Raw genomic sequence first — 22,459 nt, forward strand, 5'->3', positions numbered from 1 at the left:
ACCAGCCGCATTGAAATAACGCAGCGCCACATATTTAACGCCGTGGGCTGTGTCAAACCACTTCATCATTTTTTCCATGGCCAATTTCGTTTCGCCGTAGGTATTTGTCGGCTGGGTCCGGTCATCTTCGGAGATCGGTACATGATCCGGTTCGCCGTAAGTAGCAGCAGTAGACGAGAAGACGATCTTGTTCACGCCGTGTTCCTGCATTTTTTCCAACAGGCAGAGAGTCCCATATACGTTATTGCGATAATATTTCGCCGGTACCTTCATGCTTTCCCCAACCAGAGAGCTCGCTGCAAAATGAATGACGGAGTCGATCTCGTTTTCCTGGAAGACCGTCTCAAGAAAGTCAGCATCCCGCAAATCTCCTACATAGAGCTTTCCGCCAAGCACCGCCTGCCGATACCCGGTCAGCAGATTGTCGACAACAACGACTTCCTCTCCCCGTTCCAACAGCTCTGCGACCATATGGGAACCGATATAGCCCGCTCCCCCGGTTACCATGACTGCCATACGAAAAACCTCCTAGTTTGGTTGATTTTTTCTTTATGTGGTTGGTGCCATGTGTACAATATGGATTTTTTCGTTGAGCCTCTTACAGTTCCTTGGCTCCGTCGCCGATTTCACCGACATAAAAGTCCGCTTTATAATCCGTCCGCTCCGCATAGCGCTTGCCCACTGTTTTAATGAAAGCCTCAATTTGATCTCCATGAACAAGGGATACGGTGCAGCCGCCGAAGCCAGCTCCGGTCATGCGTGAGCCAAGAACGCCGGGAACCATAAGCGCTTCCTCCACCATGACGTCCAACTCTTTGCAGGTCACTTCATATTGATTCTTCAGGGATTCATGGGAAGCGATCATCAGCTTGCCGAAGGTTTCCAGATTGTTGCCCTTCAGCGCTTCCACGGATTTCAGCACCCGGTCATTCTCTTCAATGACGTGACGGGCACGTTTGCGCACTGTTTCATCGGGAATCAGATGTTCATTATCTTTGAGCTGCTGCGCATTGATCTCGCCCAGCAAGGTCAAGTCGGGGAATGCTTCCCGCAAATAGGCGACAGCCTGCTCGCATTGAGCCCGGCGGGCGTTGTATTCCGAATCCACAAGCCCCCGGCGTTTGTTGGTATTGCCGATGACCAGTTTGTAGCCTTTTGCCTGGAAGGGCACGAGCTCATAGGTTAGGTCATTGCATTTCAAGAGAATGGCGTGATCCTTTTTGCCGTTGGCGACGGCGAATTGGTCCATGATTCCAACGTTTACGCCCATGAATTGATTTTCCGATTCTTGAGCCACCAGCGCCAACTCCACCCGATCAATGGGATGCCCTTCGCTGGCCATAAAACCGTAAGCCGTAACGAGCTGGATAGACGCGGAAGAGGACAGCCCGGCTCCGTTGGGAATTTCACCGAGATACAAGACGTCATAGCCGCCGAAAGTATAGCCCCGTTTGGCCAGATGCACCAGAACCGCTTTGGGGTAGTTGATCCAGTCATGCTCTTTTTCGAGACGCGCCGTTTCCAGCACGACATCTGCTTCCACCGGGAAATTTTCCGAAGCAAAACGAATCCGGCTGTCGTTGCGTTTGCGAAGCAGCATCGTCGTGCCGAAGGTCAATGCCGCCGGGAAAACGTACCCGCCGTTGTAGTCCGTGTGCTCGCCGATCAGATTCACGCGCCCGGGAGCAAAAAAGCTGCGGATCCCTTCCTCCGTGCCGCCGAATTTGGCGGTGAAGGTTTTTTTCAGTTCAGCCAGGTTTGCCATTATGACACCTCGATTTGGGATATGGATTGATTTTGCAACTTGTTGATCATTTTTTGTTTCGTATTTGATCATATACGATCGTTTTATTTCGTTTTCATTTTACTACGATCAAGGGGATTATTCAATAGAAATATTCCGTCTGTCCGGTGTTAGGCTAAAATCAGCTTGATATCCGTATCCTTGCGAATTTGCTCCGCATCGACTTCCGGCAGTTTGCTGTCCGTAACAATGGTATGTACCGTATCCAGTCCGGCGATCCGAGAAAACGCAACTTTGCCGAACTTGCTGCGATCCGCTACGATGATTACCTCCTTGGCGATATTAATCATCTGGCGGTTGACCCCCGCTTCTTCCATATTGGGAGTCGTAATGCCTTCCCGCAGATCAATTCCATCAACCCCGATGAACAGCTTATCTACGCGCATATCACTGAGGGACCGCTCAGCAAGGGGCCCGACCAGGGCAAAAGACTGGGGGCGCAGTCTGCCGCCTGTCAACATGACATTCCAGCCGGTTTGACCGCCTAGTGCGGCGGCGATATTGACCGCATTCGTCACCACCGTAAGCTCCTTTTTCCCGATGAGATGACGGGCAAGAACCATATTGGTCGTTCCCGGAGTCATCAGTACCGCGTCCCCGTCGTTCACCAAGCGTGCCGCTTCCTCGGCGATCCGCTCTTTTTCCTCGATGAAGGCGTCCTCTTTCTCTGCAAAAGAGCGCTCATGCGCTGTCTCCCGAAAACTCCGCTCCGGAGAAATGGCTCCACCGTGAGTCCGGTACAGCAGTTGCTCTTCCTCTAGTCTTTCCAAATCCCTGCGGATGGTGACAGGCGAAACGGACAGCGCTTCGCTAAGTTCCGCCACCGTCGCTTTCCCGCTTCTCTTCACCATTTCAACAATTCTGAGTAGACGTTCCTCAGCAAACATGACGTTTCCTCCGGTTTCGGCGATGGGTTATCTCAAACTTAGTTTATTCAATATACAAAGTCGATTTTCTCTGATAGAATACCAATTAGAATACCATTATAACAGATATAAATTCCATTCATTGACGAGGTGTTGTAAATGTCCTATTTTCTGGGGATTGACCTAGGAACATCGGCAGTAAAGTGTATTCTGGTAGCAAACGACGGCGCGGTAAAAGCCGGCCACAGCGTAGAATATCCGCTGTTAACGCCAAAACCAGGCTGGGCCGAACAGAATCCGGAAGACTGGTGGACCGGAACTGCTGCTTGTATCCGCCAGCTTCTTGACAAAGCAGGAGTAAAAGGCGAAGACATTGCCGGTGTCGGCTTGTCCGGGCAGATGCACGGATCGGTTTTTCTCGATAAGGAATTGCAGGTTGTCCGTCCTGCCCTTCTCTGGTGCGATCAACGTACTTCAGAAGAATGCGATTGGATCGAAAACACCATCGGCAAAGCACGTCTGGGCGAGCTTACGGGCAACCGCGCTCTCACCGGCTTTACCGCGCCGAAGGTTGTCTGGCTCCGAAATCAGGAGCCGGAAAACTATGCTCGAGTCTCCCATCTCATGCTGCCAAAAGATTACGTCCGTCTGCAACTGACAGACGCCTTCGGCATGGACGTGGCCGACGCCAGCGGCACGCTTCTCCTGGATGTGGCCGGACGCCGCTGGTCCGAAGAGGTCGTGGGCGAGCTTGGCATTCCGATGGAATGGCTGCCCCCCATCTTCGAGAGCAACGACGTGGCCGGGCACATCACCGCAAGTGCAGCGGCTGCCACCGGTTTGGCTGAAGGCACGCCGGTAGTCGCCGGCGGCGGCGACCAGGCCTGCGGCGCCGTAGGCGTAGGCGTTGTGAAGCCGGGCATCGCCAGCGTGGCTTTGGGCACATCGGGCGTTGTTTTTGTCCACGATGAAGAGTACCAAGCGGATCCGGAGCAGCGGCTTCACTCCTTCTGCCACGGCGTACCAGGCAAGTGGCACCGCATGGGCGTTATGCTGGCAGCCGGCGGCTCTTTCCAATGGTGGAAAAATCATTTTTCCGCCGAAGAGAAGAAGCAAGCCGATGCGGAAGGCCGCGACGTCTACGAATTGTTGACCGAGCTGGCGGAACAAGCGCCTCTGGGCAGCGAAGGCCTGCTTTTCGCTCCGTATCTGACTGGCGAACGGGTACCCTATCCCGACCCGAAGGCTCGCGGCGGCTTCATCGGCTTGAACATCCGCCATACCAAAGCCCATCTAACCCGAGCTGTGATGGAAGGCATCACCTTCGGCCTGCGGGACTCTTTAGAGCTGGTCAAGGAATCCGGCGCTGAAATCACCGAGCTGCGCGTCAACGGCGGCGGCGCCCGCAGTCCGTTCTGGCGGCAGATGATTGCCGATATTTTCGGAGCTCCGGTCGTTACCGTCAACTCCACCGACGGCCCGGCTTACGGCGCCGCTGTCATGGCAGCTTCCGGCGTGCTGAAACGCGACACGTCCGAGCTGTGTGAAGAATGGATCAGCGTCGTAACCCGCTGTGAGCCGAACCCGGCTAACCAAGCAGCATATGAGAAGGTTTATAAGGTATACCGCACCCTCTACCCGGTGCTCAAAGATACCTTCCATCAGTTGAGCGACTTGGCGGAAGATCAAGCATAAGGTCAGAGTGGGCGCCAATTGAACCGCCAGATAGGAATCCAGTTATTGCAACGAAGAACGAGGACATTTCGCCGCAGCCATGCTGTGAGAAGCGAATGTCCTTTTTCATGCGTACTTATAATGGTCATGGAATGACAATTGAAAATTTTACCATACCGTGCTAGAGTGGATTCATCATCCATACGCTTTTTCGACTTTTTGCCTCTTCATTCGTCGTTTCTTTTGGAGGAACTATGTTTATTACTCACATGCATTTTAAGGGGAATTGCGAGGAAGCGATCGCGTTATATAAAGAAGCTCTCGAAGCGACCGTTACAGAAATCCTGTACGATGATTTCGACAGCTCGGCGCGGGAAATTTTACATACAGAAATCAATATTCATGGGCACCGCGTCATGATGAACAACAGGCGCGATGAGGAGTCCAACGCAAATTTCCCTTTTGCTCAATTCGTGATTGCGTTTAGCAGGAGGTCGGATTTGGAAAGGGCCTTCGACCTCATGAAGGATGAAAATCTCATCGTAGCGCCTATGCGGCAAACCGACTTTACAGCATGTACAGTAGGTTTTTGGGACAAGTTTGGCATACGATGGGGCTTTATACTTCAATAACGGGAGAAGGATATAATATGAAACTCGGAGAAGTTGGGTTATTAACCCAAGATGTGGTGAGGCTTGCGAATTTTTATAAAGCTTTGCTGGGAGTGGATAACGACAGCAACGATACCGTCCATCAGACGATCATTGCGGAAGAAACCATGCTAACCGTATACAATGACGGCACTGAAAAAAATAACGCGAATCAAAACATCTGCATCGCTTTCACCGTGGATGATGTGGATGCAGAATATCAAAAGCTGCTCGCTCTCGGTGCTGAAATCATCACTGAACCGATAACACGTCCGTGGGGTGCCCGAAACATGAGCTTTTACGATCCTGACAAAAATACGGTTTATTTGCGGAGTTTTCCTAAATAAGAATAGCGAATCGTACAAATAACAGAATCCAAAACCGCGCTTATGCATACAAAAAGAAGCCTTGATGATCGTCGTTCAAGGCTTCTTTTCGTCGTTTGCGGCGCTGGCATACCCCGAGGCAAAACCAAGGAACGGCTGATTGCTGCCATACGTTCGGTTTATCCCCAAGCTGGCGGTTTACCAACCGTTTCTTGCCAGCAATCAGTCCGTTTCCCGGTTCCACAACGCCCGCATTTCGCCGCTTGTTTCCAACAGCTCTTGCAGGGTACCTTGGGCTTCCAGCCGCCCGCCCTTCAAAAGCACGATATGGTCGGCCATAGCCAGCGCCGTCTTGCGGTGCGTGACCACGAGACAAGCAGGGCGCGTCTTGCGCTCGGAGAGCCGCCCCCATAAAAGCTTCTCCGTATTGACGTCCAAAGCGCTGGACAAATCATCGAATACCATCAGCCTGGTATCACGGACGAACATCCGCGCTGCCGCCGTCCGCTGAGCTTGCCCCCCGGACAGCTTGACGCCCCTCGGTCCGATGACTGTCTCCAACCCTAAAGGGAAGCTGGCAATATCGTCTTCCAAAACAGCCGAATAAACGGCTTCCGCCAGTTTGTCACTCTCAGATTCGTCTTCTCTTAAGCCGAGAAGAATATTCTGACTGAGCGTATCGCTGTATAGCCTCGGCACCTGGGGAGTATATGCGCTGATAGGCGGAATGAAAAAGTCCGCCGGGTTTGCGACGCGTTCGCCCTGCCAGTAAATCGCTCCCTCTTGAGCGGGCAGCAGCCCCAGAAGGGTGCGAACCAGGGTTGTCTTGCCGGAACCGATGCGTCCGGTTATGACGGTGAAAGACCCTTCAGGCAGAGCCAAATCGATCCCTTCGATCCCTCTCCCCGTCTCCGGGTAGCGGTAGGTTAAACCACGCAAGGTCAGAATCGGAGTTCTTTTATCTTTTGCACGTGAGCTATGATCCGCTTTTTTCTCTTGTATTGCCCCGGAATCTTGTGCTGTCCTAGCGTTTTCTGTCCCTCGGGAGTCTCCTGCAACCTTCGCCGTTTCCCGGTACTTGACTCCCACCCTCAGGGCATCCGCCGTTGGCAGCTCGCCTCGTAGGTACAGCTCATTCGGCTCTGTCAGGCGTTTCGCTGGAGCTCCTTGCAGCAGTTCAAGCATCCGGTCTTTAGAAATTTTACTCTGCTTGAACAGCGTCATGAACCGGCCCAGATTTTGAATGCTGTTGTTGACGAAGGTAAGGTAGTACACAAACAGGGAGGAATCCCCAACGGTAAAGGTGCCTTTGCGCATCGCTCCCGCCGCTAGCAGCAAGATGAGCCCGATGCCCAAGTTGACGATATTGGAGAAAGTGGAGTCCATCGTTTGGGACAGCACCTTATCCCTCAGCATGGCCGCCCGCCGCTCATCGTTCAGCTTCCGGAAGCGGTCGATCACCCGGTCCTCCGCAACCGCCACTTGGATCGACTGGACCGAGCCGAACATCTCGCTGATCGCCGTCGTCACCCGGCCGGTAGCTTCCCGGCTGGCTGCGCGGTATTTTTGCAGGAGCGATGTAGAGATTTGGGCGGCCGAGACCACCAGAACGACAGGAAGAAATACCCATAACGCCAAGGTGGAATTGATATCAAATAGAATGAAGAATGCGATGACAGAAAACAAGACAATCCCGACAAAATCCACCGACCAACTGATCGCCTCTTCGGTCAGATCCACGTCGTCCCGGAAGGTGCTAATCGCTTCCCCCGGGGGACAGGGAATAGCTTTTGCCCCCGGCTCCGTAAGGATGTGCGCCAGCATATTTCTGCGCATCAGTCCGGCAATGCGGAATCGGTATTGAATGTCCGTATGGAACCCGAAGATGATGACAATACAGCGCGCCAGCACAGCGGAGATGAACATTGCCAATATCACGGGAATCCCAAAGCGGACAGGCGCCGACCCGGACAAGGCGTCAAAGAACATCTGCATCACCAAACCGGATGCGAGAGGCAGCAAGTAGGCGCAGGTCCACATCAAGCAGTTGAGCAAATAGCGCCAGGGGCGATATCGTATCAACCCCCACATCATTTGAAGCGTCGTCATACGGTCACCTCCTCGAGGCCGACTTCCAGCATGCGGCTGAAGCGGGATTGGGGATCGGCGGCGAGGCGCTGCCGTTCGGCAAATTCCGCAACTGTTCCATTTTCCAGTACCAAAATGCGGTCAGCCCGCTGAATCGTCGCCAGCCGGTGGGCGATGATGATGCAGGTCCGTCCTTGCAGCAGCCTGCCGATGGCGCTCTCGATCTTTTGCTCCGTTACCGGGTCGAGCCGGGAAGAGGCTTCATCGAGTATCACCAAACCAGGATTGCTGAGAAAGACCCGGGCAAAAGACAATAGCTGGGCTTCTCCCGCAGACAAACCTCCGCCGCCGGAATCCAGCTCCGTATCGAGTCCTCTAGGCAAGGAACCGAGCCAGCCCTTGAGGCCGAGGGAGTTCAACACTTCCACGATTTGAGCGTCCGCTATGCTTTCATCGTAGAAAGTCAGGTTGTCCCGCACCGTTCCCTGGAACAGCTCGATGTTTTGCGTCACCAGGCCGACTTTCTGCCGAAGCTCCGCCACTGGAACGTTCCGGGTTTCCTCCCCGCCGATGCGGATGGAACCGCTCCTCTGGTCGTAAAACCGCAGCAATAGCCGGGTCAAGGAAGTTTTCCCGCTGCCGGTGCGGCCGAGCACGCCGAGGATCTCTCCTTCTCGCAAAGAGAAGCTGACTTCATTCAGCGCGGTGCTCTCCTCTTCATAACCGAAGACGACGCGGTCTAACTGTACGTCCAAGCTGCCCTCGGGCAATCTCCCCATACCCTCATCCTTAATGGCCGATTCCGTTTCAAGAAGCTGCCGGATGCGGACAATACTGGCTTCGGCTTTTTGCAGATCCTGCAGTTGGATGCGGATATTTTCGATGGGCTTCACCATCAGTTCCGTGTAATAAAAAATCATATAAACGGTTCCCATCGTGATCAATCCATGGCGCCATGCATACGCACTAATGCCGAAAGCCGCCGTGTTGCCGAGGCCGAAAATGAGCAGCGTGGACGTCCACATCGCACCCCAACTGTAAAACGCTTTGATCCGTACCGGAAACCAGTTACGAAGCATGTAATAAAACCGCCGCATGACATACCCGGTAGCCCCGTTAGCGCGGGTGTCTTCGGTCCCTTCCAGATGCTCGCCGAGAAAGCCGAAAAACTCCGCGCTGATCTGACGCAGCTTGGACGTATAAGGCGTAGTAAACCGGCGGATTCGTTCTACGGTATAGATAGCTAGCAGCACGAACAGCGTCATGACCGTGCCGATCAGCCACCCCTCCCGAAAGAGCAAAACCAAAATGCCCGCCAGCAGCAGCATATTGCTCAAGAGCAAAATAATAAAGCTGGAGAAAAAAGTAGTCAGATTGTTTACGTCCCCGTCCACCCGTTCGATTACGGCACCGGTGGTATGGGTTTTATGAAAAGACATATCCAGTTTCAAACAATGCTCCGCCACGTCTCCCCGCAGCTTATTAGTTGCCTTCCACCCGATGTTCTCCCCGATATAGGTAGCGGTTACCGTCAGAATCTGCTGCAGCAAGGATACACCGATGAAGAAAACGGCCGCTATGTACAAATTTTTTCCACTGTCGGCATTTTGCGCCGTATCGATGAAATAGCGGATGATCTGGGGATTGACCAGCTGCAAGACGATCATCACGAGCAACAAGCTGGCAAGTCCGATCATGCTTTTCCGGTAAGGCTGTAAATAATTTCCCAAGAGAGAAACGTACGCCTTCACCGGTATTTTTTTTACGGGCATGCGGGGGTTCCCTCCTTAGCCGTATTTTGGACTACACCATGCCACTTTACCGATTTCACATTGAGTGTGTCAAAAGAATTTTTCACTCTAAAAAAATGTTCCACTCACCCGTTTCCTCTTCATCAAGCGAAAAACGGACAAAAAAATCGCCCTCCCGTTGGCCTTAACGGCCGAATGGAGGACGATGGTTGTCTTCGCAATAATACCCGCGAGTGCCGTCCGGTTCAGATGCTTCAAACCCGCTCTCGCAGGTGGGTGTCCGCAGCCGAAGTTATGAAGTCCCCGTTTGGGGCATGTCAGCCTTCCGGCAATGTAGGTCTCCCTAGAAACATGCATTGGTTTAAAACAAATAAGAACCGAGGGCGAACACCGCAGGATGCGTGAAGCCAGTAACCGTATTATAGTGCGCTCTCAGGGTAAAAGCAACCCCGTCTTAGTCGTCTTTCCCATCCGTAAGCTCCGGCAAGGAGGATTCGGCTCTTTCCTCATCTTCCTTTGCCTTCTCATTCTCTTCATTCTTCTTTACCCGCTCTTGAATCTTGACGAAGCTGCGGTGGAAGTTCCAAAAAGATACCGTCGCCATGAGACTGCCCATGAAAAAGGGAATCAGGAAAGTAAACTTAAACAAGCTGATATAGAGAATCACCCCATTGGCTACCAGCAAAAAGATGGAGTTGATCGGCTGGCCGATGGTGATGAGCAGACTGTTCTTAACGACTTGCATAAGCTTCATATGAAAATGAACGGTTATCGACAGGAAGTTAATCATAGCCGCCCCGAGAAAAACCATGAAGACGAGAAACAGAATGGATAAGTAAGCGATCATTCCTTTGCTGCTTAAATAGAAATGATAGTTGGCATAAAGCACACCACCGATGACGATAAAGATGATACCGCCGAGCATGCTCTTCACATAGTTTTCCTTGTATCCATTAAAGAATGTTTTCCACAAAGGCACGTCCGCTTCACCGGTCGTCCATTTCCGTGCTATGGTAAACATTGCCGCACTGGAAGGAAGCAGGGTGAAAGGCGCGAGGATACCTAATGGAAGGAGAACCGTCGAAAGATTCGTGATTTCCGGACTCACCAACCCGGCCAAAGCAAAATAGAAAAACGGTAAAGCAAATACAATCCATAGCACATTGATGACGGCAAGCCGCATAATCCATTCCATGATCCGGTAGAGACCGCCGGTCAATCCACGCATTTCCAACGCCAAGTTCCTCCTATAGGAAGTGTCTGCAGGAGATTATCCCGAAGCATCTTCCTTATTGTAAAAAGACAAACATTTGCTGTTCAGCATACCCTACATTATAGCCCATTACAGGCAGGATAGAAAGTAAAAGGATGGAAGAGGCAGCACGGACCGCCAGCCTGACTCGGCTTGGAACATAAAACCGCCCGCTGGCGGAACCTTGCGGTTCTGCGCCATGCGGGCGGCGGTTTTTCCTTCGTTCGAGGTCACTTATTCGCTTTGGGTGTCGCGGCTGCGGTAGCTGCTGCTTTCGCGCTTGTAGCCGCGGTTGTCACGACTGCCGTCACGGCTGCCTTCGCGGTTGCCGCCATAGCTGCGGTTTTCCCGGCTGCCATCGCGGTTGTCACGGCCTTCGTAGCTGCGGGAACGTCCGCCGCCATAGCTGCCGCCGGAGCTGCTGCCATAGCCGCCGCGTCCTTCCGGACGGCTGCCGTCGGGACGGCGGCTGCCGAAGCCGCCATACGGCGTATTCGGACGTCTGCCCGCGGTGCGGACATCGGGACGGCGCTTCTTGGCGCGAAGCGGCTCTTCCGGTGTAAGTTCGATATCGACTTCCTTCTTCTCGCCGGAAAGCAGTTTGATCGCTGCTGCCAACAGATTGACGGAATCGTATTGTTCCAGGAGCTGGATCGCTACGCCTTTGTATTCATTGATGGCTTCTTCCTGAACCAGGTTCAGGATGCGTTCCGCCGTCGCTTTTTGCTTGCCTTCAATGGCTTCCGCCAGACTCGGCAGCGACATCCGGGTAATCCGATGACGGGTGATCTTCTCGATGAAATGCAGATGATCGATTTCCCGCGGCGTTACAAAGGTCCAGGCGGTGCCTTCCTTGCCGGCGCGGCCGGTACGGCCAATCCGGTGCACATAGCTTTCCGGGTCCTGCGGCAGGTCGAAGTTGACGACGTGGGTTACGCCGGACACATCAAGTCCGCGAGCCGCTACGTCCGTTGCAACGAGTACATCCAGGCTGCCGTCGCGGAACTTGCGCATGACGTTGTCCCGTTGGTTTTGCGACAGGTCGCCATGCAGGCCTTCCGCCGAATAGCCGCGTTTTTGCAGCGCTTCGGACAGCTCGTCGACGCGGCGCTTCGTGCGGCCGAAGATGATAGCAAGCTCCGGCGCTTCCATGTCGAGCAAGCGGCACAGCCCTTCGAACTTCATCTTTTCCTGAACTTCGATGTATGCCTGTTGAATGAGCGGTGCACTTACTTGCTTCGGAATGACGGATACATGTTGCGGATTTTTCAGGAACTGCTGAGCGAGACGCTGAATGTTAACCGGCATGGTTGCCGAAAACAGCATGGTATGGCGTTCTTCCGGAACGAGCTTGAGAATGCCTTGAATGTCTTCCATGAAGCCCATGTCCAGCATTTCGTCGGCTTCGTCCAAAATGACCGTTTGTACGTCATCCAGCTTGATGGTTTTACGATTAATATGATCCAGAAGACGTCCTGGGGTTCCGATAATGATCTGAGGCCGTTTCTTCAATGCGCGGATTTGTTTGACGATGTCTTGTCCGCCGTAAATCGGCAGAGACCGGATGCCTTTGAAGCGTCCCAGTTTGCCGATTTCCTCAGCAACCTGAATGGCAAGCTCCCGCGTCGGACACATGATCAAAGCGACAATACGCTCTTCGCTCGGTTGGATTTTGTGCACCAGAGGTACGCCGAAAGCCGCCGTTTTCCCCGTACCGGTTTGCGCTTGTCCAATCAAGTCCTTGCCTTCCATCGCCAAAGGAATCGTCGCTTCCTGGATCGGGGTGGATTCCTCAAAACCCATCTCCGTAATCGCGCGAAGCACCTTGGGCTCCAGGCCAAATTCGTTAAAAGTCTTCAAGTGGTTCAAACTCCTTTTCCCGGGCGTTGTTAGCGCCCTTTTTCTTTTTCTCTTTACTTATGGTTTCTTGATCGCCTTAAGCCGACTCCGATACGTGATGCGATAAAAAGTCCGCATCTCCCCCCGACTTCGGAGCGCTCACCTGCGCATACCCAATCATAGCCGAGGCTCGGGATCGCTTTTTGAACCCTCATGCAGAGCGAACATACGCCCAAGTGTAAGAATTCTTATCCTTCCCCTATTGAGCAAAAGAAAAACGTCTTCCGACGTGTGGTTGAGCATCAGACGCACAAACGCCGTATCAAGAGCGTTTGCATGAAATTCGGCTTTAGATCAGATGGTGGCTGTCGCCCTTCAACCTCTGGTCGGTCCTAACCTTCCGTCGTTTTTGTTTTTGCTTGCGGTGTTGCATCTCACACCAAGCAGGAAATGGCTCCGGATTCATCAGAAAGCGAATATTAACGCCGTACTTAAGAATATCATTTGCTAGTATAGCACAGTCGATCTAGTAAATGCCAGCTACGTAAGACGCGATTTCGTGACTTCCCGCACAGACAAAAACGAATGCGTTTACAATTGCCTCATCATTGAAACGAACCGTAAAATAGGACGTATGAACAGTGATGCTAAACTCAAACAAGGAGCGTTTGACCATGTCCTTTTTCAAACGAGTGGGTTCCATTTTACGCAGCCAGAAACAGGCTCCGCTTCCCGCCGCGTCGCTTAATCCTTTTGAAGAATCCAAAGTCGGAGACATCGTTGCCGTCAACCTTGTGGAGTACGTCGTGACCGGAAAAGCCGTTTATTTCGACCCGGGCTTTGCACCGCACCGGTTCGTCTACTATATCCGGAACGGCCGCGACCTAGTCTGCCTGCTAATCGAAAAAGGCCGAAGCTATGACTGTTATCTGTGCGAATTTGTCGAAGGCTTCTTGAATGATCCCTTGGAGGTTCCGTCTCAGTTGGATGTGGATGGCGAGATCATGTTCAATCTCGAATCCAACAGCGCCGATCGGGTCCGTTCCCAAGGCAACACCGATTTTCGGGATGACGAGGTCAGCGTCTGGCGCTATTTTTCCGCGAACAACGACCATTTCTTTCTTCAGTGGCAGGATGGCAAATTTGTCGCGATGCAGGGAGAGCAAGTCCCAACCGCTGATGTTCAGTTCCTTCGGGCAAGCGTAAACCCCTAAAACATCAAAATCAGGAATGCCTTTTGCACCATCCAGTGCAAGAGGCATTTTCTTTTGCGCACAAAAAGAATTTTCCGTGTGTGCTGGGTAAATGTATCGTATAATGGAGTGCTGCCGGATGATTAAAACCACCTGGCGAATACTATCCACGAGGTGGATTCAGAATGAAACGCTGGATTATGGATTTACTTGCCATTTTGTTTGGAGCCTTTTTGTTGGCTATCGGTTTCAACTTCTTACTCATTCCCCACCAGCTGCTCAGTGGCGGGCTTTCTGGCGTCGCTATGCTGATCGGGTATTTTACCGACTGGAATATCGGTCTTCTCATGCTTCTTTTAAATGTGCCCGTCATTATTTGGGGCCTTATTGCCATAGGAAAACGGTTCGTCATTTTAAGCCTTGTTTCCGTCGCGGTCACGACCTGGCTGATGCAGATCATCCCTGTCAAAGCGGTAGCGGAAGAACCTATTCTTGCCGCTGTTTTTGGCGGGGTGCTGGTGGGCGCAGCTGCCGGAATCTCCCTCAGGGTCGGAGGCTCCACAGGCGGCTTTGATATTATCGGGTCCATCATTACCCGCAACCGGGACTTTCCCCTCGGCTCTTTCCTGTTCATCCTGAACGGTTTTGTCATCCTCTTTTTAGGGTATTATAAAGACAACTGGGATTTGGCGCTGTTTTCCATGCTTTCCATATATGTTGGGTCCAAATTGGTCGACTCCATTCATATCCGCCACGTCAAAATAACCGCCTTTATCGTTACCCGCGAAAAGGACAAGCTTTTGAAACACCTGCTGCAAAGCCGTGGCGTCACGTTGATCAAAACCGAAGGCGCTTATTCGAACCAGGAACAGGACATGCTCATGATGGTGACGACCCGGTATGAATTGGCGGAACTCAAAAAAGTGATCAAGGAAAGCGATCCGAAGGCTTTTGTCAATATCGTGGAGACGGCGGCTATTTTAGGCGAATTCCGCCGCAAGCATTAAGCGCAAGTCCCATGCCAATCCCCGGAAGATGTGGTATACTTGCTTTGTGAATTTCATATGGTCCTGGTGTGAGCCTGGGCAAGATCGTTCCAAATCTTTTTCTTCGTACGGAAAATACGATTGGGATGGTGATGCTTGTGGAAACCGTAAAGCTTGCCAGTATTGTAATGAAGTTTACGCCGCAGATGTACTCATTTCTGAAGAAGATCGAACTCGACTCGGACATCGTCCTCGTCAACGGCATGAACGCTCTAGAAGAAGCGGATGCCATGGAAATCATTCAGTTCAGCATATCGGAGCATCAAAAAGACGCCTTCATTCAATGAAGGCGTCTTTTGTTTTGGCTATATAAGTTGAACTTAAGATTGTAAGGATTCCGTCCCTTTCTTTCGTTCCATTTATATAGACAAAGGCATTTTTATTGGGGCAAGATCGTCCATTCGAAGGAAAGCGGAGCCGATCCGATCAGCTCCACGCTTCGCGAATCCGGCTGCGATATTCCGATATAGCCGCGGAAACGCCGACTGTCGAGCTTCCTTTGCCCATTGTCGAATACGGCTTCCATCGACTCCGGCTTAATCTGGAGCTCGACGGTTTTTTCAACTCCAACAGGCAGTTCGACTCGCTTAAAGTCAGCCAAGTTATAGTTGGGTACGGCATGAGCGGATTCCAGGTCCTTGACGTAGAGCTGGAGCACTTCTTCGACGGGAAACGAACCGGTATTGCGGATCGCCACACGGATGAGCAGCTCATCTCCCTCTTGGATTTCCTTTGGTGCAGCCAAATCCGATACAGCCACTTGAGAATAGGTCAACCCGAAGCCGAAAGGATAAAGGCTCTCGCCTTGAAAATAACGGTAGGTTCTCCCTTCCATCCGGTAATCCCCGAAATCGGGAAGCTGATCCGTTCCCCGGTAAAAGGTGACCGGAAGCTTGCCTCCCGGTGAGCATTCCCCGAATAGGATGTCGCAGACCGCTTTTCCCCCGAGGCTGCCCGGATACCAGGCATTGAGAATCGCGTTGCAATGCTCGTCCGCCCAGTTCACGCTCACCGCGCTGCCGGTTCCAAGCACCAGTACCGTCGGCTTTCCTACGGCGACAACCCGCTCCAGCAATTCCTGCTGGTTCCCCATCAACTGCAAATCCCGCTTGTCTCCAGCCGCATATGGATTGCTGGCATCGCCTTCCTCCCCTTCGAAAGTGGCGTCCAACCCCAGGCAAATCACGACGACATCCGACCGTTCCGCAATGGCGATGGCTTCCGACAAACGATCCTGATGCTTGGCCCCATCTTCGACCATCGAACGTACCATATGACATCCCTCAGAATAGTAAACCCGAGTACCCGGAGCAACGGCTTCATGAATCCCTTCCAGAATGGTGATTTTTTGCGATGCCGTACCGAAATAATTGCCAATCAGCATATTTACGTTGTCCGCATTCGGGCCGATCACCGCAATCGAGCGGATTTCCGTTTTGTTCAGCGGCAGCACGCCGTCATTTTTAAGCAGGACCATAGACTTGCGCGCCGCCTCCACCGACTTGTCCCGGTGCTCTTGGCAGTCGTTGACCTCATAGGGAATCAAGTCATAGACGCTTTCCAAATCGAATGTGCCTAAACGTATCCGGGTCTGCATGAGCCGTTCCGCAGAGCGGGTAATGTCTTCCTCTGAAATCAAGCCGTCTTCATAGGCCTGCATCAAATGCAGATAGGTATTGCCGCAGTTGACGTCGCAGCCGTTCTTCAGCGCCAAGGCCGCCGACTCAGCTGCATTCGAGGTTACCTTGTGGTGGTTATGGAAGTCGCAGATCGCCCCGCAATCCGAGACCACATGGCCCTTGAATCCCCAATCCTCGCGTAGTATTTTCTTAAGGAGCATCGGGCTGCCGCAGCAAGGCTCGCCGTTTACCCGGTTGTATGCCCCCATGATACTCTCCACCTGCGCTTCCTTAACGCAAGCTTCAAAGGCGGGCAGGTAGGTTTCGTAAAGATCCTTCTGCGAAACAACGGCGTTAAATTCATGCCTACCTTGCTCTGGCCCGCTATGAACAGCAAAATGCTTAGCGCACGCCGCTACTTTTAGATGCTTCTCATTTCCTTGCAATCCCTTGATGTAAGCAACCCCTAGCCGTGCCGTCAAATAAGGGCACTCTCCATACGTCTCTTGCCCGCGGCCCCAACGCGGATCGCGAAAGATGTTGATATTCGGCGACCAAAAGGTCAACCCTTTGTAGATATCGCGGTCATTTTTGCGGATGCTCTCGTTATACTTGGCTCGGGCTTCCGTGGAAATGATCCCGGCGATTTCCGCCAAATAATCCTCATCAAAAATGGCGGCAAGGGCGATCGCTTGAGGGAAAATCGTAGCCGTACCGGCGCGGGCCACGCCGTGCAGCCCCTCATTCCACCAATTGTACTCCGGCACCCCAAGGCGTTCAATCGCAGGAGCTTGATGCAGGAGCTGAGCGGCTTTCTCCTCTAACGTCATCCGGGAAACGAGATCCCTCGCCCGGTCCTCCGGGGAATAGCTGCTATTTCGATAAATCGGCTTTTCCATAGGTTAGCCTCCATCCTTCTCTCGACTAATCGATTTGTTCAGGCTTCACCCATTCAAACCGCGTATTCTATAGCGTGAAGCTGTCAAAGTCCACCAGAATGTCGGTATCACATTCGCCTGCGAGCCACAAAGACAATATCGCACTCTAGAATTCTCTGTTTTGTAATCCCCGACGCTTTTGATTAGGGTGATGCCATCGATCTTGACTCGACTCAAACTAATCCTATACGCTCAGCCTTTTTTTCAATAGGAGAGGATATTAAAGTTTCTGGTGTTTTCTTGTTCTGTTGTGGTTGCTTAGTGCGCATGAAGAAAAGGCCCTCTGCGGATCCATCGGGACAGGATCGCCAGCTAGTTTTAGCCTGATCTACATGAGTATGCCACTCGGCACAGCATTCGGGGTGATTTTGAAAAAAGCGTAAATAAAACCCACGGTTCCAGGAGAACCGCAGGTTTAAACTTTCTGCTGCAGCTTAATTCATCTAGTCAATCATGTTACACGACCGTTAATAAATTCGAGACGGACCGTGTAGTAGCTGCCTTCTATAAAGGTAAGTTCCCCGTGTTAACCGCTGCTATGGCTGCTTAATGGGTTCCGCTCACATCAAGTGCCCGGTCAGCGGCTTGTTCCTTCTGGAAGGTGGAAGTTTTGATCTTATCGGTCAACTTCTCAAGGAATAGCCCGGCATCAATCGGCAGTTCTACCCAGTTGTCGGTCCAAGCGGAAAGATGCATCGCATTGGAAAGCATCAACCCGCGAATCCCTTCTTCTCCCGGTGCCAGCAGTTGCTCGTTATGCAGGATGGCTTGGGTAAAGTTCCGCAAAATGCCTTTATGCTGGTCGCCCCCGCCAGGCTCCACAGGAATCTCGCATTTCCAGCATTCAGGAGTTCCGAATCCTCCCGAAAACTCCGCGTTGAATTTCGACTCGGGTACGCGCAGCCTCCAGAAGGTCAAGGTGCCGTTTTCTACCACGATTTTCCCGTTGTCTCCGTTTATCTCAAACCGGTTCGTTCCCGGAGCTTCTCCTGTTGTTGTCGTGAATAAGCCGGTGGCGCCGTTCTCATACTCGACATAAGCCGTTACATCATCTTCGACCTCAATATTCCGATACTTGCCGAAATAGCAGAAGGCACGCACTCGCTTCGGCATCATTCCTGTCATCCACTGCCACAGATCAAGCTGGTGCGGATCTTGATTCAGCAGCACGCCGCCGCCTTCCCCGCCCCAGGTTGCCCGCCAGCCGCCGGAATTGTAATAGTCTTGCGTTCTGTACCAGTCGGTAATAATCCAGTTCGTACGGCGAATTTCTCCAAGCTCTCCGGATTGAATCAGGTTCCTAAGCTTCTGGTAAAGGGGATTCGTCCGCTGGTTAAACATAATCCCGAATTTGAGTTCCGGATGAGCTGCCGCAACGTCGTTCATTTCCTGTACGGCCTTGGTGTACACACCTGCCGGCTTCTCGATCATGACATGATATCCGGCGTTCAAAGCTTGTATAGCCAGCGTCGGGTGATCATAGTGCGGTGTCGCAATCAGCACGGCATCTACCGTCTTGGCGGCGAACAGATCTTCCGGGCAGCTGTACCGTTTCACGTCCGCCGGCAAATGCTCGTTCGCCCATTCCAGGCGTTCCGGATTGATATCGCAAACCGCGGTCAGCTCGGCATCCTTGATCTCGCCAAGGAGACTGATTGCATGTCCGCGGCCCATATTCCCAACTCCGATAATTCCGTATCGTACGGTGTTCACAATCGTCCAACTCCTATCTTTATTAAGATCTACTCTTTAATCGAACCCAACATAACGCCTTTGACGAAATACCGCTGCAGGAATGGATACAGGAAGAGGATGGGCACAGTCGCGACGATAATGGTGGCGTATTTGATCGTTTCCTGGATCAATCCCTTGTCCAAATCCGAAACCGTGCTCATCATGGAGTCTGTGCTGTTGGTGATCAATATTTCTTGCAGGACCAGCTGCAGGGGATACAGATTTTTGTGATGCAGGTAAATCAGGGCGTCCATATACGAATTCCAATGACCCACGCCATAGAAAAGGGTCATGACCGCCATGATCGGCAGCGATACCGGAATGAAGATTTGGAATAGAATTCGAAAATCATTGGCTCCGTCAATTCTGGCCGATTCCTCCAACGCGGTTGGAATTTCCGCAAAGGAGGTGCGCATCACAAGCAGGTTCCAGGTGCTTATGGCCGACGGCAGGATCATCGCCCATCTCGAATCCAGCAATCCCAGGTTTTTCATATTGAGATAGGTAGGAATCATCCCTCCCGTGAAAAACATGGTGAACACGATGGCAAACATGACCGGGCCAACGAGCCGCACGCCCTTGCGCGACAGAGCATAAGCGGCAAAGGAAGTAAGGATCAGGTTTAGCGTCGTGCCCAAAACCACATAGATCAGGGTGTTCATATATCCCGTGCTGATCATCGGATTCCGAAATACGAGCTTGTAGGATTCGAGACTGAAGCCCGTCGGAAACATCAGCAAGCCGCGGTGCTGGATCAGATTGGCCGGATTGCTTAAGGAGGCGAACAGCACATACAGGAAAGGATACAGAGTCACGGCCATCAAAATCAGCATGAACAGGTAGAGGACAATGTCAAAAGACCGTTCGCCCCAAGAAATGTGTATTTTCAAACGTTGGTCACCCCCGGAATGCACTACCATAGACTGGTGTCATTGACCTTTCGGCTGATTTTATTGGCCGAGACGAGCAAAATGAAGTTGATGATATTGTTGAACAGGCCGATCGCGGCAGAAAACCCGTAATCGTTCTGAAGCAGCCCCCGGCGGTACACGAAGGTCGAAATCACGTCCGATGTTTCGTAAGTCGTTGAATTATAGAGCAGGAGAATCTTTTCCAGGCTTCCTCCGGCCATCAGCGACCCGAACCGCAAAATCAACATGATGATGACCGTCGGCATGATTCCCGGGATCGTGATATGGAGCATTTGCTTAAACCGTCCCGCGCCGTCGGTTCTAGCCGCTTCGTACAAGCTTGGATCGATGCCGGTAATCGCCGCCAGGTAGATGATCGAGCCCCAGCCGATTCCTTGCCAGATGTCCGAAGACACGTAAACGGTTCGGAACCACCCCGGTTCGATCAGGAACGTGATGGAGTGGATGCCGAATAGTCCGGTCAATTGATTGATTAGACCGTCGCTTGACAGGAAGTCGACCAGCATGCCGGACACCACGACGACGGAGATAAAGTGCGGCAGGTAAGTGATGGATTGGACGACATTTTTGAATACGCGATTGCGGATTTCATTGAGTAAGAGCGCCAGGATGATCGGAGCCGGGAACCCGAAAATCAAGGTGTACAGGCTGAGCATCAACGTATTGCGGATCAACCGCACGAAGTAATAGCTGTGGTAAAACGATACGAAATGCTTGAACCCAACCCAGTCGCTGCCCATGATTCCTTTTGCAGGCGAAAAATCCTTGAATGCAATCTGCAATCCGTACATGGGAAAAAACAGAAACACAAGATAGTAGATCACGACCGGCAGCAGCATGAGATAAATGTATTTGTGTCGGGACCAGTCACGCAGCAGCTTCAACACTAGACCTCCTCTAACCTTGATAAAAATAGCGGCGGGTCCCCGGGCATGGGATCATCTCCTGGATCGCCTTAGGACCCGCCGCAGCATTTTTACCGTTTCATGTAGCGATCGTAAGCCGCCTGTTGGATTTGAATGGCTTCGTCAATGCCCATTCCTTTAATCGTCTTCACGTACTTATCAAAATTGTCTATCGGCTCTACGCCCATGATGAACTTGTCGAACATTTCGTCACGGTAGGTCTTTACGTCCGTCATGATAGCCGCAAACCGCGACGACTCATCGGTCGTAAGGGTGATCGGAGGAAGCCAACCTGCATTGTCAGCATTCATCCAGGTATTGAGCGCCGCTTTCTGTTGGGGCATTGAGGCATTCTGCTCCTGATAGCGTTTATCTTGAACAAACGGGCCGCCGAAGGGAATCGCGTATTTGGAGACTGAGTTCGAGAAGGAAAGGCCTTCGGGATTTTTCATGATTTCGTTGGTATACGTCGGATAACCGTCTTTCAGGTCATAGCTCTTGCCCTCGACGCCGAAATTGAACAACATGCTGCCCTCTTCCCCGTATTTGAAATCCAACCATTGGACCGTTTCCTTGACATGCTTGTTGCCTGTGGAGATCGCCGCACCGTAGTTGCCTCCGACCGGCGTCACTTGCCCCAGAACCGGCTTGTCGCCTTTATTCAAAGTGGGGAAAGGGGCACCGACGATGTCGAACTTAGGATTCTTTCCAGACATGGCTGTCAGATATTTCCCAATCCCGCCGCCTACGGCCAGTTCGGATGCGCCGATCAACTCGCCGGTCCATTTGGCATCCTTCTGCTTGCTGTCGGTTGCCGCGTAATCGTGGTCAATCAATCCTTCCGCATACCAATCTTGCATAGTCTTCAGGAACTCTTTGTATTTCGGGTCGATGGCGCCATATACAACTTTTCCGTCCTGTAAATTAAATTGGCCGGTGATCCCCCAGGCGTTTAAGAAAACGTTGCTGAAATCAAGCAGCGTGCTTTTGTTGATCAGCAGCGGAATTTCATCCGCCTTACCGTTTCCGTTGGGGTCGCCGTCTTTAATCGCTTTCAAAGCGGTGTGCCATTCATCAATGGTGGTCGGTGTCTGAAGTCCGAGCTTATCCAGCCAATCCTTACGGATGGCAAGACCTTGATAGGTCCGCAGATAGGGATCGATCCGAAGGAACGGAAAGGAATAGATCTTGCCATCGTCCGTGGAGATGGCCTTCTTGATCTCCGGATTTGCCGCCAGCAGTTTGGAGAAATTCGGCGCGTATTTTTCCAGATAGTCGTTGAGCGGAATGATCACGCCGTTTTTAATAGCGCCGTCGCCGCCGCCCGTGTAATCCGTCCAATACCAGTCAATGACATCCGGATATGAACCCGAGCTCACCAACAGGTTGAACTGATTTTTCTCCTGCCCGATCGTAGGAACCTGGAAATCGATATGAATCCCCGTCTTCTTCTCTGTCTCTTGATAGGCGGCTACATCGTTGGGCGTATTGACGCCCGGTGCCGTGACTCCTCCCCCGAAGTAGGTTAAGGTAAGCGGGCTTGATACGATCTTTCCGTCCGCCGGCGCTTTGGTTGCGTCCGTGCCCGAAGGCGCAGCCGTAGATTCCCCTTTGTTGCTTGTGCTGCCGCCCCCGTTACAAGCGGTTAAAGAAGCGGTTAATGCCGTCACGACCGCAAGCGTCGCGATAAAGCGTTTCTTTCCCTTTTTCATGAACAAAATCACCTCATCTGGTTTCATATATGGTTTGTGTCCACTCTCGACCCTGCCCCATCATACCTGCGTGGCAAATGAGATGAACATTGCCCAGTTGTTGCATGGCCAAACCAAATGAAAGATCCGA

The 22,459-nt window shown here is 52.1% G+C and carries 19 protein-coding genes and 1 other RNA gene; 6 read left to right on the top strand and 14 right to left on the bottom strand.

From position 1 onward, the window contains the following. From TJ79_RS17360 to TJ79_RS17370, 3 genes are all read right to left on the bottom strand, one after another. On the bottom strand, positions 1-516 hold a 516-nt coding region (locus tag TJ79_RS17360), incomplete at its 3' end, for an NAD-dependent epimerase/dehydratase family protein (RefSeq protein WP_040951616.1). Positions 517-598: 82 nt separating this feature from the next. Beyond that, positions 599-1,765, bottom strand: coding sequence for a galactokinase (locus TJ79_RS17365; protein ID WP_040951617.1), 1,167 nt, complete (start codon positions 1,763-1,765; stop codon positions 599-601). Positions 1,766-1,914: 149 nt separating this feature from the next. Continuing rightward, positions 1,915-2,691: a DeoR/GlpR family DNA-binding transcription regulator gene (locus tag TJ79_RS17370; protein ID WP_040951618.1), complete on the bottom strand. Its 777-nt coding sequence runs from the start codon at positions 2,689-2,691 to the stop codon at positions 1,915-1,917. Between the two features lie 138 nt (positions 2,692-2,829). On the opposite strand from TJ79_RS17370, the gene xylB reads away from it, so the two are divergent. From xylB to TJ79_RS17385, 3 genes are all read left to right on the top strand, one after another. After that, positions 2,830-4,365, top strand: coding sequence for a xylulokinase (gene xylB / locus TJ79_RS17375; protein WP_040951619.1), 1,536 nt, complete (start codon positions 2,830-2,832; stop codon positions 4,363-4,365). Between the two features lie 248 nt (positions 4,366-4,613). After that, positions 4,614-4,976: a VOC family protein gene (locus tag TJ79_RS17380; RefSeq protein ID WP_238323049.1), complete on the top strand. Its 363-nt coding sequence runs from the start codon at positions 4,614-4,616 to the stop codon at positions 4,974-4,976. 17 nt (positions 4,977-4,993) lie between these two features. Further along, positions 4,994-5,341: a VOC family protein gene (locus tag TJ79_RS17385; protein ID WP_040951621.1), complete on the top strand. Its 348-nt coding sequence runs from the start codon at positions 4,994-4,996 to the stop codon at positions 5,339-5,341. 40 nt (positions 5,342-5,381) lie between these two features. Here TJ79_RS17385 and TJ79_RS17390 read toward each other — a convergent pair whose 3' ends face one another. The 6 genes from TJ79_RS17390 to cshA form a co-directional block, all read right to left on the bottom strand. After that, positions 5,382-5,564: a hypothetical protein gene (locus tag TJ79_RS17390; protein WP_040951622.1), complete on the bottom strand. Its 183-nt coding sequence runs from the start codon at positions 5,562-5,564 to the stop codon at positions 5,382-5,384. After that, positions 5,543-7,429, bottom strand: coding sequence for an ABC transporter ATP-binding protein (locus TJ79_RS17395; protein ID WP_040951623.1), 1,887 nt, complete (start codon positions 7,427-7,429; stop codon positions 5,543-5,545). Before TJ79_RS17395 ends, TJ79_RS17390 begins: the two co-directional genes overlap by 22 nt. Then, complete coding sequence (locus TJ79_RS17400; protein ID WP_040951624.1) at positions 7,426-9,180, bottom strand: ABC transporter ATP-binding protein; 1,755 nt, start codon at positions 9,178-9,180, stop codon at positions 7,426-7,428. The genes TJ79_RS17395 and TJ79_RS17400 overlap by 4 nt, the downstream gene beginning before the upstream one ends. A 199-nt stretch (positions 9,181-9,379) precedes the next feature. After that, a non-coding RNA gene (gene ssrS / locus TJ79_RS26815) (6S RNA) lies at positions 9,380-9,561 on the bottom strand. A 52-nt stretch (positions 9,562-9,613) separates the two neighbouring features. Then, positions 9,614-10,387 (bottom strand): YesL family protein, encoded by a 774-nt coding sequence (locus TJ79_RS17405; RefSeq protein WP_238323053.1) that lies wholly within the window; start codon positions 10,385-10,387, stop codon positions 9,614-9,616. A gap of 258 nt (positions 10,388-10,645) precedes the next feature. Beyond that, positions 10,646-12,271 (bottom strand): degradosome RNA helicase CshA, encoded by a 1,626-nt coding sequence (gene cshA / locus TJ79_RS17410; RefSeq protein ID WP_040951626.1) that lies wholly within the window; start codon positions 12,269-12,271, stop codon positions 10,646-10,648. A gap of 653 nt (positions 12,272-12,924) precedes the next feature. Between cshA and TJ79_RS17415 the strand changes: the two genes are divergently transcribed. From TJ79_RS17415 to TJ79_RS17425, 3 genes are all read left to right on the top strand, one after another. Continuing rightward, positions 12,925-13,464 (top strand): DUF4178 domain-containing protein, encoded by a 540-nt coding sequence (locus TJ79_RS17415; RefSeq protein WP_040951627.1) that lies wholly within the window; start codon positions 12,925-12,927, stop codon positions 13,462-13,464. A gap of 164 nt (positions 13,465-13,628) precedes the next feature. Further along, complete coding sequence (locus tag TJ79_RS17420; protein WP_040951628.1) at positions 13,629-14,450, top strand: YitT family protein; 822 nt, start codon at positions 13,629-13,631, stop codon at positions 14,448-14,450. Between the two features lie 68 nt (positions 14,451-14,518). Next, on the top strand, positions 14,519-14,776 hold the full coding sequence (locus TJ79_RS17425; protein ID WP_337588954.1) for a hypothetical protein: 258 nt from the start codon (positions 14,519-14,521) through the stop codon (positions 14,774-14,776). 92 nt (positions 14,777-14,868) lie between these two features. Here TJ79_RS17425 and TJ79_RS17430 read toward each other — a convergent pair whose 3' ends face one another. From TJ79_RS17430 to TJ79_RS17450, 5 genes are all read right to left on the bottom strand, one after another. Next, on the bottom strand, positions 14,869-17,007 hold the full coding sequence (locus tag TJ79_RS17430; protein WP_040951629.1) for a glycoside hydrolase family 3 C-terminal domain-containing protein: 2,139 nt from the start codon (positions 17,005-17,007) through the stop codon (positions 14,869-14,871). 585 nt (positions 17,008-17,592) lie between these two features. Beyond that, positions 17,593-18,759, bottom strand: a complete 1,167-nt coding sequence (locus TJ79_RS17435) for a Gfo/Idh/MocA family protein (RefSeq protein WP_040951630.1) — start codon at positions 18,757-18,759, stop codon at positions 17,593-17,595. A gap of 29 nt (positions 18,760-18,788) precedes the next feature. Further along, positions 18,789-19,670: a carbohydrate ABC transporter permease gene (locus TJ79_RS17440; RefSeq protein WP_040951631.1), complete on the bottom strand. Its 882-nt coding sequence runs from the start codon at positions 19,668-19,670 to the stop codon at positions 18,789-18,791. A gap of 23 nt (positions 19,671-19,693) precedes the next feature. Then, positions 19,694-20,551, bottom strand: coding sequence for an ABC transporter permease (locus TJ79_RS17445; protein ID WP_081756973.1), 858 nt, complete (start codon positions 20,549-20,551; stop codon positions 19,694-19,696). 137 nt (positions 20,552-20,688) lie between these two features. After that, positions 20,689-22,329, bottom strand: a complete 1,641-nt coding sequence (locus TJ79_RS17450) for a type 2 periplasmic-binding domain-containing protein (protein ID WP_040951633.1) — start codon at positions 22,327-22,329, stop codon at positions 20,689-20,691. Positions 22,330-22,459 lie beyond the last annotated feature (130 nt).

Source organism: Gorillibacterium massiliense (assembly GCF_000455485.1).
GTDB classification, from domain to species: domain Bacteria; phylum Bacillota; class Bacilli; order Paenibacillales; family NBRC-103111; genus Gorillibacterium; species Gorillibacterium massiliense.

Bases quoted from the DNA above. Each gene is read 5' to 3' on its own strand.
- TJ79_RS17365 (WP_040951617.1), bottom strand. From the start codon at position 1,765: ATGGCAAACCTGGCTGAACTGAAAAAAACCTTCACCGCCAAATTCGGC.
- TJ79_RS17370 (WP_040951618.1), bottom strand. From the start codon at position 2,691: ATGTTTGCTGAGGAACGTCTACTCAGAATTGTTGAAATGGTGAAGAGA.
- xylB (WP_040951619.1), top strand. From the start codon at position 2,830: ATGTCCTATTTTCTGGGGATTGACCTAGGAACATCGGCAGTAAAGTGT.
- TJ79_RS17380 (WP_238323049.1), top strand. From the start codon at position 4,614: ATGCATTTTAAGGGGAATTGCGAGGAAGCGATCGCGTTATATAAAGAA.
- TJ79_RS17385 (WP_040951621.1), top strand. From the start codon at position 4,994: ATGAAACTCGGAGAAGTTGGGTTATTAACCCAAGATGTGGTGAGGCTT.
- TJ79_RS17395 (WP_040951623.1), bottom strand. From the start codon at position 7,429: ATGACGACGCTTCAAATGATGTGGGGGTTGATACGATATCGCCCCTGG.
- TJ79_RS17400 (WP_040951624.1), bottom strand. From the start codon at position 9,180: ATGCCCGTAAAAAAAATACCGGTGAAGGCGTACGTTTCTCTCTTGGGA.
- TJ79_RS17405 (WP_238323053.1), bottom strand. From the start codon at position 10,387: ATGCGTGGATTGACCGGCGGTCTCTACCGGATCATGGAATGGATTATG.
- TJ79_RS17415 (WP_040951627.1), top strand. From the start codon at position 12,925: ATGTCCTTTTTCAAACGAGTGGGTTCCATTTTACGCAGCCAGAAACAG.
- TJ79_RS17420 (WP_040951628.1), top strand. From the start codon at position 13,629: ATGAAACGCTGGATTATGGATTTACTTGCCATTTTGTTTGGAGCCTTT.
- TJ79_RS17430 (WP_040951629.1), bottom strand. From the start codon at position 17,007: ATGGAAAAGCCGATTTATCGAAATAGCAGCTATTCCCCGGAGGACCGG.
- TJ79_RS17445 (WP_081756973.1), bottom strand. From the start codon at position 20,551: ATGCTGCTGCCGGTCGTGATCTACTATCTTGTGTTTCTGTTTTTTCCC.
- TJ79_RS17450 (WP_040951633.1), bottom strand. From the start codon at position 22,329: ATGAAAAAGGGAAAGAAACGCTTTATCGCGACGCTTGCGGTCGTGACG.